Below are 13703 nucleotides of genomic sequence, written 5' to 3' on the forward strand. Positions count from 1 at the left end.
GAAGCCTGATTTTACTCGATATCCGGCTCTTTTGCGCGGCGGCCGGGTGTTATCTACATAGTATCGCGGCCGCATCGCCGCGAGCCATTGCGCGGGGGCGGAATTCCTCGTAACCAGCCCCTTATCATCTGGAATTGGGCATGACCGAGCGCAAAAACGGGCTCACTTACGCGGATTCGGGTGTCGATATCGACGCCGGCAATCGTCTGGTCGATCTGATCAAGCCGATGGTGCGGGCCACCGCACGGCCCGGCGCGGACGCCGAGATCGGCGGATTCGGCGGGCTGTTCGACCTCAAGGCCGCCGGCTTCAAGGATCCGGTCCTGGTGGCCGCGACCGATGGCGTCGGCACCAAGCTGAAGATCGCGATCGAGACTGGCATCCACAACGGCATCGGCATCGACCTGGTCGCGATGTCGGTCAACGACCTTGTCGTGCAGGGCGCGGAACCGCTGTTCTTCCTCGACTATTTCGCCTGCGGCAAGCTCCACCCGGAGGCCACCGCGCAGATCGTCGCGGGGATTGCCGAGGGCTGCCGCGAATCCGGCTGCGCGCTGATCGGCGGCGAGACCGCCGAGATGCCCGGCCTCTACAAGGACGGCGACTACGACCTCGGCGGCTTTGCGGTCGGCGCGGCCGAGCGCGGCACCCTGCTGCCGACGGGGGATATCGCGGCGGGCGACGCCGTGATCGGCCTGGCGTCCTCCGGCGTGCACTCCAACGGCTATTCGCTGGTGCGCAAGATCGTCGAGCAATCCGGCGTTGGCTATGATGCGCCGGCGCCGTTCGCACCGGTCATGACGCTCGGCGCGGCGCTGCTGACGCCGACCAGGCTCTATGTGAAGTCCTGCCTGCGCGCGATCCGCGAGACCGGCGCGGTGAAGGGGCTCGCCCACATCACCGGCGGCGGATTCACCGACAACATTCCGCGCGTACTGCCAAAGCATCTCGGCGTCGGCATCGATCTGGCGCGGCTGCCGGTGCTGCCGGTGTTCAAATGGCTGGCCGAGCAGGGCGGCATCGCCGAGCTTGAGCTGCTGCGCACCTTCAACTGCGGCATCGGCATGATCGCGATCGTCAAGGCTGATGCGGTCGATGCGGTGACCGAAGCGTTCGCCGCCGGCGGAGAGACCGTGACGCTGCTCGGTGAAGTCATCGAGGCTAAGGACGAGCATCGCGTGGTCTATCACGGCCATCTCGATCTCTCGCGATGAAGCGCCGGGTTGCCATCCTGATTTCCGGCCGCGGCTCCAACATGGCCGCGCTGATCGAGGCTGCGAAGGCTGCGGATTTTCCGGCCGAGATCGTCGCCGTGATCTCCAACCGCGCCAACGCTCCCGGGCTCGAGAAGGCGGCCGCGAGCGGCATTCCGACCGTCGTCATCGAGAGCAAGCCGTTCGGCAAGGACCGCGCCGGCTTCGAGGCGGTGCTGCAACGGGCGCTCGACGACAAGCAGGTCGAGCTGATCTGCCTCGGCGGCTTCATGCGGCTGTTCACCGCCGAATTCGTCCGGCACTGGTACGGCCGGATGCTCAACATCCATCCGTCGCTGCTGCCCTGCTTTCCGGGCCTCGATCCGCACGGCCAGGCCCTGCGTGCAGGGGTCAAGCTGTCTGGCGCGACGGTGCATTTCGTGATCCCGGAGACCGACGCCGGGCCGATCGTGATGCAGGGTGCGGTCACCGTGGCTGAAGACGACACGCCGGAGACGCTCGCTGCACGCGTGATCACCATCGAGCATCGCATCTATCCGGAGGCGCTTCGGCTTCTGGCGAGCGGCCGGCTCAAGCTCGAAGGCGACGTCTGCAGGACGCAAGGCAGCGCGGCAACCGACAGCACGCTGATCGCGCCGGCGCCTTAGCGCGCGATTGCACGAGAGATCACCGAGAACAATCCCCCGGGTGATGCGGCCGGGGGAGGCGTCCGGATGAATTCCGCTAGCCGCGGCGTTCAGTGAACCTTGAGGTTCTCTGCCGACGCCTTGCCGCGGTTCTCCACCAGCTCGTACTCGACGGTCTGGTTCTCGTTCAATGTGCTGAGACCTGCGCGTTCGACCGCCGAGATGTGGACGAACACGTCCTTGTCGCCGACGGCCGGCTTGATGAACCCGTAACCTTTGGTCGGGTTGAACCATTTGACGGTACCCTTCGGCATCGTCTCTCTCCCAGTCTAGACATAAAAAAGACGCGGCCACGTTCTCCACGTGCCACGCCACAAGCGGGCTTTCCGCTGTCTGTTCAATTCCCGGGTCTCTATATCCAAGGTCTTCAAGTCCGAAGTTTCGCCTCTCGAAGCCTTGGCTATCAACGTCGTGAAACGCACAGTCGAACGGCCGCAATCCGATTGTGAAGGGATTGCAACACGAAATCTGCGCCTTAGCAAGCGCGCTCGTTTCGCGTGACGCAACCTCAGCCTGTGCCGGCCGAACTCCGGCGCGGCGCGTTCAGCCAGTGGCCGACGGCCGGACATACCGGAACTTCGTTTATTAGCCCCGATCCACCCGCACCACGCGGCCCTTGTCGATCGCGAGCGCTAGCTGGCCGTGCTTGAGCTTGAGCGCCGCCTCGCCGAACAATTCGCGCCGCCAGCCGTGCAGGGCGCCGACCTCGGCCTCATCGCTGGCCGCGATCTGCTCGAGGTCGTCGACGGTAGCGATCACCTTGCTGGCGACGCCGTGACGCTCCGAGGTCATGCGCAGCAGCACCTTCAACAGCTCGACGGTCGCCGCACCGTTGGAATTGTTTCTCGGTTTTTCCAGCTTGGGGAGCGTCGCCTGGTCGCGGGCCAGCCCGCGCTGCACCGCGGCGATGATGTCGGCACCCCATTTCGAACGCTCGAAACCCTTCGGCAGCGAACGCAGATTGCCGAGCTTCTCCAGCGACGTCGGTGCATGGGTGGCGATGTCGCCGACCGCGTCGTCCTTGAGCACGCGTGAGCGCGGCACGTCGCGGCTCTGCGCCTCCTGCTCGCGCCAGGCGGCAACCTCGATCAGCACAGCGAGCTCGCGCGGCTTGCGCACGCGGGTCTTGAGCCGCTCCCAGGCGCGTTCGGGATGGAAGTCGTAGGTCTTCGGCGAGGTCAGGATCTCCATCTCCTCGCTGACCCAGTCGCTGCGGTCGCGCTTCCTCAAGTCGGCGTCGAGCGCCGCGAACACTTCGCGCAGATGGGTGACGTCGGAGACCGCGTAATGCAGTTGCTCCTCGCTCAGCGGGCGGCGCGACCAGTCGGTGAAGCGGTGGGTCTTGTCGGGTCGGTGGCCGGTGACGCGATCGACGAGCTGGTCATAGGCGATGCTGTCGCCATAGCCGAGCACCATGGCCGCGACCTGGGTGTCGAAGATCGGATGCGGGATCGTGCCGGAGAGGTGCCAGACGATTTCGATGTCCTGCCGCGCGGCATGAAACACCTTCAGCACGGCCTCGTTCGACATCAGATCGAAGAACGGCTTGAGGTCGATGCCGGGCGCCAGCGCGTCGACCACGACGGCTTCATCCGCGCTGGCCATCTGCACGACGCAGAGCAGGGGATAGTAGGTCGTCTCCCGCAGAAACTCGGTGTCGACGGTGATGACCTTGTGTTTGGCGAGCCGGTCGCAGGCGGCGGCGAGGTCGGGGGTCGTGCTAATCAGATCCATGAACAGTCCATGACGGCTTGACACCACGCGTTCTGCCGAAAGGGCAGCTATGTCAAGGGTCTTGCAGGGATTTTGGCCCTGCGCGGGGTGAGGGACAGGGCATTTTTGAATTGATCGGTCGCGATTCGCGGGCGTTTTCGGCCCAATTGCACCACGAATCCATCCGTCGTCCTGGCCTAGTGCGCAATTGCGCACTAGGCCAGGACGACGATGATGATGTTTGCGCGATGCAACGCGCCGTCATTGGCGACCCCATCGGTGTCATCGCCCGGCTTGACCGGGCGATCCAGTATTCCAGAGGCAGGGACGCTTGAACCGAGAGGCCGCGGCGTACTGGATCGCCCGGTCAAGCCGGGCGATGACAGTTGTAGTGGGGACGCAGCTTCGCATTCTCGCGACATGCGTTGCCCGAGCTTTGCTCTTCGTTTCGCCCTCTCTTGAGCAGAGGGCGCAGGGAAAGCCGGGTGCCGATCGCACCCATGGGCCCCGAGCAAAAGAGATAGGGGGGGTAGGACCACAGGTGTAACCGGAGCATTCCGGCTTTCCCTGCGCGATGGGTTACGGCTCATTTCGCGCTCTCCCCGGCGAGACTGGGCTTGCTTGTCACCGCCCTTCACAAGACGCGTCAGCGCCTTGTGAAAAGACACCTGCCGCTAGGGCGTCAGGACCACACGATGCGGCTCACCCGACAAGCGTCAAGCATGCGGGTGCGGCACTTGGACGGTGATGTCACGCGGGAGTATAAGGATGTCTATGGTCTTCGCCTGTCGATCCGGATTTGCCGTCGGCTAACGCATTCCAGCCCGACACGACTCAAGACTCCGACCGGTGCAGCTATCGCGATCTCAGAAGCAGCCGAGTGAGGATCGTCCCGATGGAGCTCCACCACGCGCACCAGATCGAGGAAACGATCGAACGCGATGTTCGGCTCGACCTGTTCAGAGGGCTCGGGTTGTGGATGATATTTCTGGATCACATCCCCAATGATGGAGCCATCGGCTGGATTACGCTGCGCAACTACGGCTTCAGCGACGCTGCGGAGTTCTTCGTTTTCATCTCGGGTTACCTTGCCGGTTTCATCTACGGCCCGATCATCGCTTCAGGTTTCTTGCTGTCCGCAGCGAAGCGGCTGTGGACGCGGGCCGCGCATATCTATGTGGCGCATATCATGCTGTTCCTGATCTTCACGGCCCAGGTCGCGAGAACCTCCCGACGGCTCGACAATCCGATGTATGAAAACGAATTCAATGTTTTCAATTTTCTGCAGCATCCGGATATCCTGATCGGGCAGGCACTCACCCTGCGATACAAGCCTGTGGATCTCGACGTGCTGCCGCTGTTCATTGTCTTGCTGCTCGCGTCCCCACTGGTCATCTGGGCCTTGGTGCGTCGTCCCAATCTCACCTTATTGGCTTCGATCGTTCTCTACGTGCTGGCGCGATGGTTCGATTGGAACATCGCCTCCTATCCACCGGGCACAACGTGGTACTTCAATCCATTTTGTTGGCAGTTGCTCTTTGTCTTCGGCCAGTGGTGTGGGGTGGGCGCATTGTCTCAGATCGCCAGAATCATCCAGTCGCGGATCGTCGCAGCGGTAGCGATTGCCTGGCTGATCTTTGCGTTCCTGATCGTGATGACGTGGCATTTTCATGCGCTGGAGATGTTCATACCGGGATGGATGATGAAGTTCATCTATCCGATCGACAAAACGGATCTGGATATGTTGCGCTTGACCCACTTCCTCGCGCTTGCGGTCGTTGTCCATGGCCTGATTCCGCGGGACTGGCCGCCGCTGAAATCCCGATCATTGCGTCCGCTGACCTTGTGCGGCGAGCATTCGCTTCCGATCTTTTGCCTCGGGGTCTTGCTTTCGTTCTCCGCCCATTGGGTCTTGACCCAATACAGCGGCGCGGTCATCGCACAGCTCGTGGTGAGCGCGGCCGGAATCTCGATCATGATCGCCGCGGCGTGGCTGTTGCACCGCGCCGACGACATCCCGAATTTGTTCGTCGATGTGACAAATGCAGAGCTTCGACGGAAGATTGGGCGACCGAACTAGATTGATGTTCCTGGACGAGGCGTTCCCGCGCCTGTGGGGGCTTGCGCCGCCGGGCACATCAGTGATTGGCAATCCGCCCGGCTTCGACCGGTGCGGCGATGTGGCCCGGATCGATCCGCCCTTCGCCCGCGCTACTCCGCGACGGCCATCCGTGGCGTGAGGCCAGCATCGTGAGCCTGTCCCTGACGAGATAATGCGCGGGGCTTTCGAGGAAGCGCCAGACGAACCATGCCAGCGCCACCATGCTTGCCACCACGAGCGCGGTCGATAGCGCGTCTGGCACTGGCGTCATCAGGAGCAGGATCACGTAGCCGAGCTGCAGATGCAGCAAATAGAGCGGATAGGTGATGCCGCCCACGGCCCTGACCAGGCTGTCCGGCAGCGGCACCGACTTGATCCGCGTGGCGGCGAACACGATGCTGAGTGAGACGATGCAGATCACGGTGACGACGCGCGGATCGAAGCTGCCATGGGTGTGGACGCCGAGCCGCTCCAGCTTGTGCACGGCCTGGAACGTCGCGGTGCCCATCGCCAGCGTCAGCAGGCTGTAGAGCCTGGTGTCGCGGCGTCCGCGGTAGTGTTCATAGATCAGGAGCCCGACGGCGAAGAAGCCGCTGTCGTCGGCCATGAACAGTTTCTCGAACAGCGGAACGTCCAGCGTCAGCTCGTTGGCGAAGGTGATGGCGATCCACGCCAGGATGATCGTGTCGATCTTCCGCGGGAAAATGCCCCAGGCCAGAAACAGCGCGACCCAGACGTAGAACACAACCTCGATCACCAGCGACCAGTAGGCGTCGTCCATATAGGGCTGACCGAGCATCGGCGCCGCGATGAACAGGTTTGCGAGCCATTGCCCCCACGTCACGTGGAAGTAGGTGTGGCCCAGCAGCAGCGTGGTGAGGAAGGTCAGCGTCATGCAGATGACGAAGGCCGGATAGATCCGGCTGAAGCGCGCGATCGCGAAACCGACCGGCGTGCGGCCTTCGGCTGAATAGGCGATGACGAAGCCGCTGATGGCGAAGAACACGGGGACGCCGAGGAAGCCGTATTGGGCGACCGGCGCAAGATACGGCATCGCCACCTTTTGAACGCCGTGCGATGCGGTGCCCCAGAAGCCGTAATGGTACAGGATCACGGCCCCGACAGCGGCGAGCCGCAGCAGGTCCAGCACGGGAACCCGGGTCGGATCCGGTTGTTTGGCTACGCTCGGCATACGCCCCGATCATGGCGGCGAGGCATGAAGGCGTTGTTAATCCGGCCGGCCGAGCGCCTGGGCGGCTGTTCACGATTGCAGGAGGCCGGTGGCGATGCCGGCCGCCGCGCTGAGGACGACCACCACGAGCGGCGGGGCGCGCCATGCCGTGAGCAGGACGAAGCCTGATAGCGCGATGCCGAAATCGAGCGGACGGTGCACGCTGCTGGTCCACACCGGATCGTAAAGCGCGGCGCCGAGGATGCCGACCACGGCGGCATTGACGCCGCGCATCATCGCCTGCGCCGCCGGCCGTTTGCGGAAGCCATCCCAGAACGGCAGTGCTGCGAGCAGGATGAGAAGTCCCGGCAAGAAGATACCGAGGAGGCCTGTGATCGCGCCCGGCACGCCGCCGATCACGGCGCCGAGATAGGCGGCGAAGGTGAACAGCGGGCCCGGTACGGCCTGCGCGGCGCCGTAGCCGGTCAGGAACGCGTCGTCGCCGATCCAGCCCGGCGTCACCACCGTTTCGCGCAGCAGCGGCAGCACGACATGGCCGCCGCCGAACACCAGCGCGCCGGAGCGGTAGAAGGCTTCGAACAGGCCGAGGCCGGGCCATGCGCGGGCGAGCAGCGGCAACCCGACCAGCAGGGCAAGGAACAGGATCAGTGCGCAGAGGCCAACGCGGCGCGACACCGGCATCGCGATGTGCGTGACGCCGTCGGCTGCTTGCGCCGCCTGGCAGAACCACAGCCCGGCGATGGCACCGAGCACGATGGCGCCGATCTGCGCGATCGACGAGGAGCTCGCGAGGATGACGAGTGCCGCGACCGTTGCAATGGAAGCGCGCGCGCGGTCCGGACAAAGCGAGCGCGCCATGCCCCAGACAGCCTGCGCTACGATCGCAACCGCCACCAGCTTGAGGCCATGCACGAGCCCTGCACCGGCCGGGCCGCTCAATCCGCCAGCGCCGAAGGCAAACAGCACCAGCGCAATCGCCGAGGGCAGCGTGAAGCCGGTCCAGGCCGCCAGTGCGCCGAGATAGCCAGCACGCATCAGGCCAAGCGAAAAGCCGACCTGGCTGCTCGCAGGCCCTGGCAGGAATTGGCAGAGCGCGACCAGATCCGCATAGGCCTGTTCGTCAAGCCAGCGCCGGCGGGTGACGAACTCGTCGCGGAAATAGCCGATGTGCGCGATGGGACCGCCGAAGCAGGTCACGCCGAGCCTGAGGAAAATGAACAGCACTTCCAGCGGCGAGTGTGCTGGCCGCGCGGTCGACGCGTTGGCGTGCTGGACGTCAGTATCGTTCAAGCGTCGTCAATTCCTTTGGCTTGCGTCCCGCGTCAGGACTCATCGGGCGAAGCATATCGCCATTCGATGACGCCCAGGCGCAATACTTCCGGTGGCGACCGTCAGCCGATCCAGCCGAGCAGCCGGAACCAGACGAGATAGAGCGGCGCCAGCACGACGAAGGAGATCGCGCCGACGACGAGGCACATCTTGACCGCCGCGCTGGTCGGCACGCGCGCCATGCCGGCGGCAACGACGATCGGCGCGGCTTGATACGGCAACAGCGGCGTCGCATAGGCGAACACCTGCGACATCAGCACGGTCGGCAGCGTGAGGCCCGTGTGCGCGGCGAGCGCGAGCGCGGCGCGGCCCGGCGATCCCTCCGCCAAACCGGCGCGATCGGCCAGCGCCAGGATGATCGGCATCAAGAGCGCGATGCGCCAGCGCATAGGTCAGCGCGATCACGCCGGCCACCATCCGAAACCAGGAGCCATTGAGATGGTCTGCGAGCAGCCGCGCGATCCGGTCGGCCAGTCCCACCTTGCGGATCGCCGTGCCGATCACGAAGCCGCCGAGCACCAGCCAGAACGCTTCCGATTGAAAGCCGGAGAACAGCACGTCCGGCGGCGCCGCGCGGAATACCGCCACCGCGGCGGAGAACAGCAGCGCGGTGAGAAATTCCGGCAGCAGGCTGGTGGCCCAGAGCAGGATGGCGATCGCGGCAAACCAGCCGGGATGGATCAGCGACGAGGCGGTCTCGGTCATAACGGGGAATCAGTGGAATGAGGGCTGGGCGTTGCGACCATAGCACCGCGCAACCCGGCTGCGTGGCCGTGATCGGGCAAGGCTGACGTGTCGGGATGGCGGGACGACCGGCGCGCAGCGCGAAGTCCGCGTCGCGCGTGATGCGGCGTTTACGCGAAGCGCCGATGGCAGACGGCTTCGATACGGTTGCCGTCGGGGTCGCGCAGAAAAGCGCCGTAGTAGTGGGGATGATATTCGGGACGCAGACCCGGCGCGCCGTCGTCCGATCCTCCTGCCGAAAGCCCGGCACGCCAGAAAGCGTCAACCTGGTCGCGGAATTGCGCCTTGAAGCACCAATGCCGCCCGTATGCTGCTTCGGGCACCGGTCCGGGGCGGATCAGCAAATAGGTCAGGTCAGGATGATCGGCGTCGCAGCGCTCGCCGTAGCTGATCCACGTCTCGCCGCTGCTCATCTTGGTGACGGCAAGCGCGGCCATCACGGCGTCGTAGAAGGGCTCGGCGTCGAGTATGTTGGATACGGTGATGGAGACGTGGTCCAACATGAACGATCTCCTGCGTTGACGACGACGGCCCTAGCGGGGCGTCTGTCTACCACACACCGATGCGCACGGCGCGCGCCGCGTCGGGCGTGTCACTCGTAGCGCATGTTCTTCGACGGCCGCCGTGCCGCAGGCATTGCCAGCACGACGAGACACAGCGCGATCATCGCCAGTCCCATGAATTCGAATGCAAATGCGTCCACGGGCCATTCTCCCCCATTAGAAACAGTTAGACTTGTTGGGGGAGCGTTGACGCGCTGTTAAGCCTTATGGTTACCGCCGCGAGCCTCCCGGCATGGTGGAGGGTGAGTTAACGCTCACGACGGGCGTCATGTGTGCTGTGCAGCGGATTCCGTAGGATGGGTGGAGCGAAGCGAAACCCATCATTCCGTCCGCGTGTGAGATCGATGGGTTTCGCTGCGCTCTACCCATCCTACGGGAGCTGTGCGCGCAGCGCTACGCCACGAGCTTCGGCAGCGTGGCTGCGAGCGCGTCCACCGCAAGCCGAACCTTCAGCGGCAGTCGCGGCGTCGGCAGCCACAGCGCATAGCAATCGTAGGGAAGCTCACCCTCGTTGCCGAGAACGCGGACCAGTGCGCCGCGCTCGAGGCGTTCGCGCACCAGCCAGGAGGGCAGCCACGCCAGCCCCATGCCGCGTGCCGCGGCGTCGGCGATGGCTTCGAGATCGTCGAGCCTGAGCCGCCCGGCCGGCCACACCTCGCGCGGCGGCTGGCCGTCGCGCGGGAACAGCCACGGGCGCGCGCGGCCGAGGCGGCGATAGACGATCGCCTGGTGCTGGCCGAGCTCATCGAGCGTGCGCGGCTTGCCGTGCGCCTTCAGATACGCGCGCGAGCCGCACACCACCATGCGCTGGCGCGCGATGCGCCGCGCGATCACGCCGGATTGCTCGTCGAGATCGCCGGTCCTGATCGCAAAATCGTAGCCGCCCTCCATCAGATCGGCGACCGGATCGCCGAACGAGAGATCGAGCTCCAGGGCAGGATATTTCTGCGCCAGTCTGAGCAGCAGCGGCGTCACGCAGTGCCGGCCCAACAGCGCCGGCATCGTCACCTTGAGCCGTCCGCGCGGCTCGGACAGTTGATCGGAAGCGAGCGCGTCGGCCGCTTCCGCTTCGGCGAGCACCGCGCGGCAGCGCTCGTAATAGGCCTGCCCGAACTCGGTCAGGCTCTGACGCCGCGTGGTGCGGTGGATCAGGCGGACGCCGAGCCGCTCTTCGAGGAACCGGACATGCTTGCCGACCATCGGGCCGGACATCTCGAGCGCCTCGGCGGCGGCCGCGAAGGAGCCGAGATCGACCGCCCTGAGAAACACGGCCATGCTGGTCAGGCGGTCCATCATTCGAAACCCTCAGTTTTGACTGTTCAGTCTGCGGGATGATTTATCCTCAGAACTGACCTTGGCATAGCTCATTCAATTGAACTGTTTTGCAATTCAACTGCTTTGGAGTGTTGCCGATGGCTCGCGTGGTTCGTTTTCATCAACATGGTGGTCCCGAGGTGCTGCGGATCGAGGATGTGGCGATCGCGCCGCCGGCGCGCGGCGAGATCCGGATCCGGATCAAGGCGCTCGGACTGAACCGCGCCGAGGCCCTGATGCGCAGGGGGACCTATATCGAGACGCCGGCGCTGCCGTCCGGCCTCGGCCTCGAGGCCGCCGGGCTTGTCGAAGCGATCGGCGAGGGGGTCGGCGGCTTCGCGCTTGGGGATGCCGTCAGCATCGTGCCGCCGATCTCGATGGCGCGCTGGCCGGCCTATGGCGAGCTCGCAACGTTCCCGGCCGCGCTCGTCGTCAAGCATCCGCCGGTGCTGGGTTTTCAGGAGGCCGCCGCTGTGTGGATGCAATACCTCACGGCCTATGGCGCCTTGATCGATATTGCCAAGCTTGCCCGCGCGGAGTTCGTCGTCATCACGGCAGCATCGAGCAGCGTCGGGCTCGCTGCGATCCAGATCGCCAATCGTATCGGTGCGATTCCGATCGCGGTGACGCGCACCTCAGCCAAGGCGCAGGCCCTGCGCGACGCCGGCGCGGCGCATGTGATCGCGTCCGCGGAGGAAGACCTGCAATCGAGGCTGGAGCAGATCGCAGGGCCAAACGGCGTTCGCGTGGTGCTCGATTCGGTCGGCGGCCCCGTCTTCATGCCGCTGACATCAGCGATGGCGCATGGCGGCATCCTGATCGAGTATGGCGGGCTCAGCGAGGCGCCGACGCCGTTTCCGCTGTTCACCGTGCTGAGCAAGAGCCTGATCCTGCGCGGCTACCGCGTGCACGAGATCGTTCAGGATCCGTCGCGGCTCGAGGCGGCGAAGGCGTTCATCCTCGACGGGCTTGCAGACGGCGCGCTGACGCCGATCATCGCGCGGACGTTTGCCTTCGAGGAGATCGTCGCGGCGCACCGGTATCTGGAGTCGAACGTGCAGTTCGGGAAGATCGTGGTGACGGTGTGAGAGGTTGCTGACGATCCCCACCGTCATTGCGAGGAGCGAAGCGACGAAGCAATCCATTGTTCAGCGCATGTGGCGCGATGGATTGCTTCGCTGCGCTCGCAATGACGATGTGGAGGCCTCACGTGCCGCAGAACGTCTGCGTCACCATCTGCTCGGGCAGCGGAGGATCGGCGTAAGCCGCGAATTGCGGCTGGTCCTCGAACGGCTTGGCAAGCACCGTCAGCAGCTCCTCGAAGGGCGTGTAGTCGTCGCTATTGACGGCGGCCGCAATCACCGCCTCGATGCGGTGGTTGCGCGGGATGAAGGCCGGATTGACGGCACCCATCGCGGCCTTGCGCTCGGCCGGCGTTTGCTGTTCCAGCGCGAGGCGGGCGCGCCAGCGGCCGGCCCATTCGTCGAAGGCTGCAGGATCGGTGAACTGCGCGCGGGCGTCGGCGGCGTCGCCGCTCGCTGCCTCGCCGAGATGGCGGAAGGTCAGCGTGAAGTCGGCCGCGTTCCTGGCCATCGCGTCGAGCAGATCCTGGATCAAGGCCTCGTCGCCGTCGCGCGCAGTGAACAGGCCGACCTTGGCGCGCAGCCCGGCCTGATAGGTCGTGGTGAACTTCTCCGGAAATTCGCCGAGGATCACTTGCGCCTGCTCGATGGCCTTCTCCTGCTCGCTGTCGAACAGCGGCAGCAGGCATTCGGCGAGCCGGGTCAGATTCCACAGCGCGATGCGCGGCTGGTTGGCATAGGCGTAGCGGCCCATCTCGTCGATCGAGGAGAACACCTGCGCCGGGTTGTAGGCGTCGAGGAAGGCGCAGGGGCCGTAGTCGATGGTCTCGCCCGAGATCGAGCTGTTGTCGGTGTTCATCACGCCATGGATGAAGCCGACCAGCAGCCAGCGCGCGACGAGGCTTGCTTGCCGCGCCACGACGCCGGCGAGCAGCGCGTGATAGGGCTGGGCGGCCTCCTTCAGCTCGGGATAGTGCCTCGCGATGACATGGTCAGCCAGCGCACCCACGCCGTCGGTGTCGCCGCGGGCGGCAAAGAACTGGAAGGTGCCGACGCGGATGTGGCTCGCGGCGACGCGGGTCAGCACCGCCCCCGGCAGCGCGGTCTCGCGCATCACGGGTTCGCCGGTAACGACAGCGGCGAGCGAACGCGTGGTCGGGATGCCCAGCGCGAACATCGCCTCGCTGACGATGTATTCGCGCAGCACCGGACCGAGCGCGGCGCGGCCGTCGCCGCGGCGGGAGAACGGAGTGGGGCCACTGCCCTTGAGCTGGATGTCGCGGCGGACGCCATCCTTGTCGATGACCTCACCGAGCAGGATGGCGCGGCCGTCGCCGAGCTGGGGCACAAAGTGCCCGAACTGGTGGCCGGCATAGGCCATCGCGATCGGGTCCGCCCCGTCGGGCAGCCGCTTGCCGGCGAGGATTTCGGCACCCTCCGCCGTCGAGAGCAGGTCCGGATCCAGCCCGAGCTGGACCGCGAGCGGCCGGTTCAGCTTGATCAGCCGAGGGGCGGCCACCGGGGTCGGCGCGACGCGGGCGAAAAAGTTCGCCGGCAGCGCCGAATAGGTGTTCTGGAAGGGGAAATGGATGGTCATGTCCAGAAAGATAGGCCGAAGGTGAGAATAGGCAAATGGTCGGCGCCGGAGGACCCGAAAATGTGCGTTTTCGAGCTAAAACTTGTGCTTCCGTTGGTTGCCGCCCCGGGCGGGCTCGGGTAAACCCAGCGCCTTCGAATAGGATAATTCCTATTGCGATTCCTCTCC

At 65.1% G+C, this 13703-nt stretch carries 12 protein-coding genes and 1 pseudogene; 4 read left to right on the top strand and 9 right to left on the bottom strand.

Features of this window, described 5'->3' with window-relative positions:
- Positions 1 to 140: 140 nt before the first annotated feature.
- Both purM and purN read left to right on the top strand, forming a co-directional pair.
- Complete coding sequence (gene purM / locus AAFG13_RS02455) at positions 141 to 1214, top strand: phosphoribosylformylglycinamidine cyclo-ligase (protein ID WP_342711022.1); 1074 nt, start codon at positions 141 to 143, stop codon at positions 1212 to 1214.
- Positions 1211 to 1861 carry a phosphoribosylglycinamide formyltransferase gene (purN, locus tag AAFG13_RS02460; protein WP_342711023.1) on the top strand — a complete coding sequence of 217 codons (651 nt, stop codon included), beginning with the start codon at positions 1211 to 1213 and terminating at the stop codon, positions 1859 to 1861. Before purM ends, purN begins: the two co-directional genes overlap by 4 nt.
- 89 nt (positions 1862 to 1950) lie before the next feature.
- On the opposite strand, the gene AAFG13_RS02465 is transcribed toward purN, so the two are convergent.
- Together AAFG13_RS02465 and rnd are read right to left on the bottom strand one after the other, a co-directional pair.
- A complete protein-coding gene (locus AAFG13_RS02465) occupies positions 1951 to 2154 on the bottom strand; it encodes a cold-shock protein (RefSeq protein WP_021079877.1) in 204 nt (67 codons plus the stop codon).
- Between the two features lie 331 nt (positions 2155 to 2485).
- The gene (rnd, locus tag AAFG13_RS02470; RefSeq protein WP_212317696.1) at positions 2486 to 3634 is read right to left on the bottom strand and encodes a ribonuclease D; all 1149 of its coding nucleotides are present in this window, start codon (positions 3632 to 3634) and stop codon (positions 2486 to 2488) included.
- 874 nt (positions 3635 to 4508) lie between these two features.
- On the opposite strand from rnd, the gene AAFG13_RS02475 reads away from it, so the two are divergent.
- Positions 4509 to 5693, top strand: coding sequence for an OpgC domain-containing protein (locus AAFG13_RS02475; RefSeq protein WP_342711024.1), 1185 nt, complete (start codon positions 4509 to 4511; stop codon positions 5691 to 5693).
- A 58-nt stretch (positions 5694 to 5751) separates the two neighbouring features.
- Here AAFG13_RS02475 and AAFG13_RS02480 read toward each other — a convergent pair whose 3' ends face one another.
- The 6 genes and pseudogenes from AAFG13_RS02480 to AAFG13_RS02505 all read right to left on the bottom strand — a co-directional run bounded on the left by AAFG13_RS02480 (position 5752) and on the right by AAFG13_RS02505 (position 10835).
- Positions 5752 to 6906, bottom strand: coding sequence for an acyltransferase (locus tag AAFG13_RS02480; RefSeq protein ID WP_212317692.1), 1155 nt, complete (start codon positions 6904 to 6906; stop codon positions 5752 to 5754).
- A gap of 69 nt (positions 6907 to 6975) precedes the next feature.
- A complete protein-coding gene (chrA, locus tag AAFG13_RS02485) occupies positions 6976 to 8196 on the bottom strand; it encodes a chromate efflux transporter (RefSeq protein ID WP_342711025.1) in 1221 nt (406 codons plus the stop codon).
- A 101-nt stretch (positions 8197 to 8297) separates the two neighbouring features.
- Positions 8298 to 8600, bottom strand: a complete 303-nt coding sequence (locus AAFG13_RS02490) for a hypothetical protein (RefSeq protein WP_249131506.1) — start codon at positions 8598 to 8600, stop codon at positions 8298 to 8300.
- Positions 8601 to 8673: 73 nt separating this feature from the next.
- A pseudogene (locus AAFG13_RS02495) lies at positions 8674 to 8940 on the bottom strand (SLC13 family permease); the annotation flags it as partial.
- Between the two features lie 149 nt (positions 8941 to 9089).
- Positions 9090 to 9482: a VOC family protein gene (locus AAFG13_RS02500; protein ID WP_212317688.1), complete on the bottom strand. Its 393-nt coding sequence runs from the start codon at positions 9480 to 9482 to the stop codon at positions 9090 to 9092.
- Between the two features lie 453 nt (positions 9483 to 9935).
- Entirely contained in the window at positions 9936 to 10835 is a 900-nt protein-coding gene (locus AAFG13_RS02505; RefSeq protein ID WP_342713534.1) for a LysR family transcriptional regulator, read from the bottom strand.
- 119 nt (positions 10836 to 10954) lie between these two features.
- Between AAFG13_RS02505 and AAFG13_RS02510 the strand changes: the two genes are divergently transcribed.
- The gene (locus AAFG13_RS02510; protein ID WP_342711026.1) at positions 10955 to 11944 is read left to right on the top strand and encodes a zinc-dependent alcohol dehydrogenase family protein; all 990 of its coding nucleotides are present in this window, start codon (positions 10955 to 10957) and stop codon (positions 11942 to 11944) included.
- Between the two features lie 118 nt (positions 11945 to 12062).
- On the opposite strand, the gene AAFG13_RS02515 is transcribed toward AAFG13_RS02510, so the two are convergent.
- Entirely contained in the window at positions 12063 to 13535 is a 1473-nt protein-coding gene (locus tag AAFG13_RS02515) for a YdiU family protein (RefSeq protein WP_342711027.1), read from the bottom strand.
- Positions 13536 to 13703 lie beyond the last annotated feature (168 nt).

Source organism: Bradyrhizobium sp. B124, from assembly GCF_038967635.1.
GTDB lineage: Bacteria > Pseudomonadota > Alphaproteobacteria > Rhizobiales > Xanthobacteraceae > Bradyrhizobium.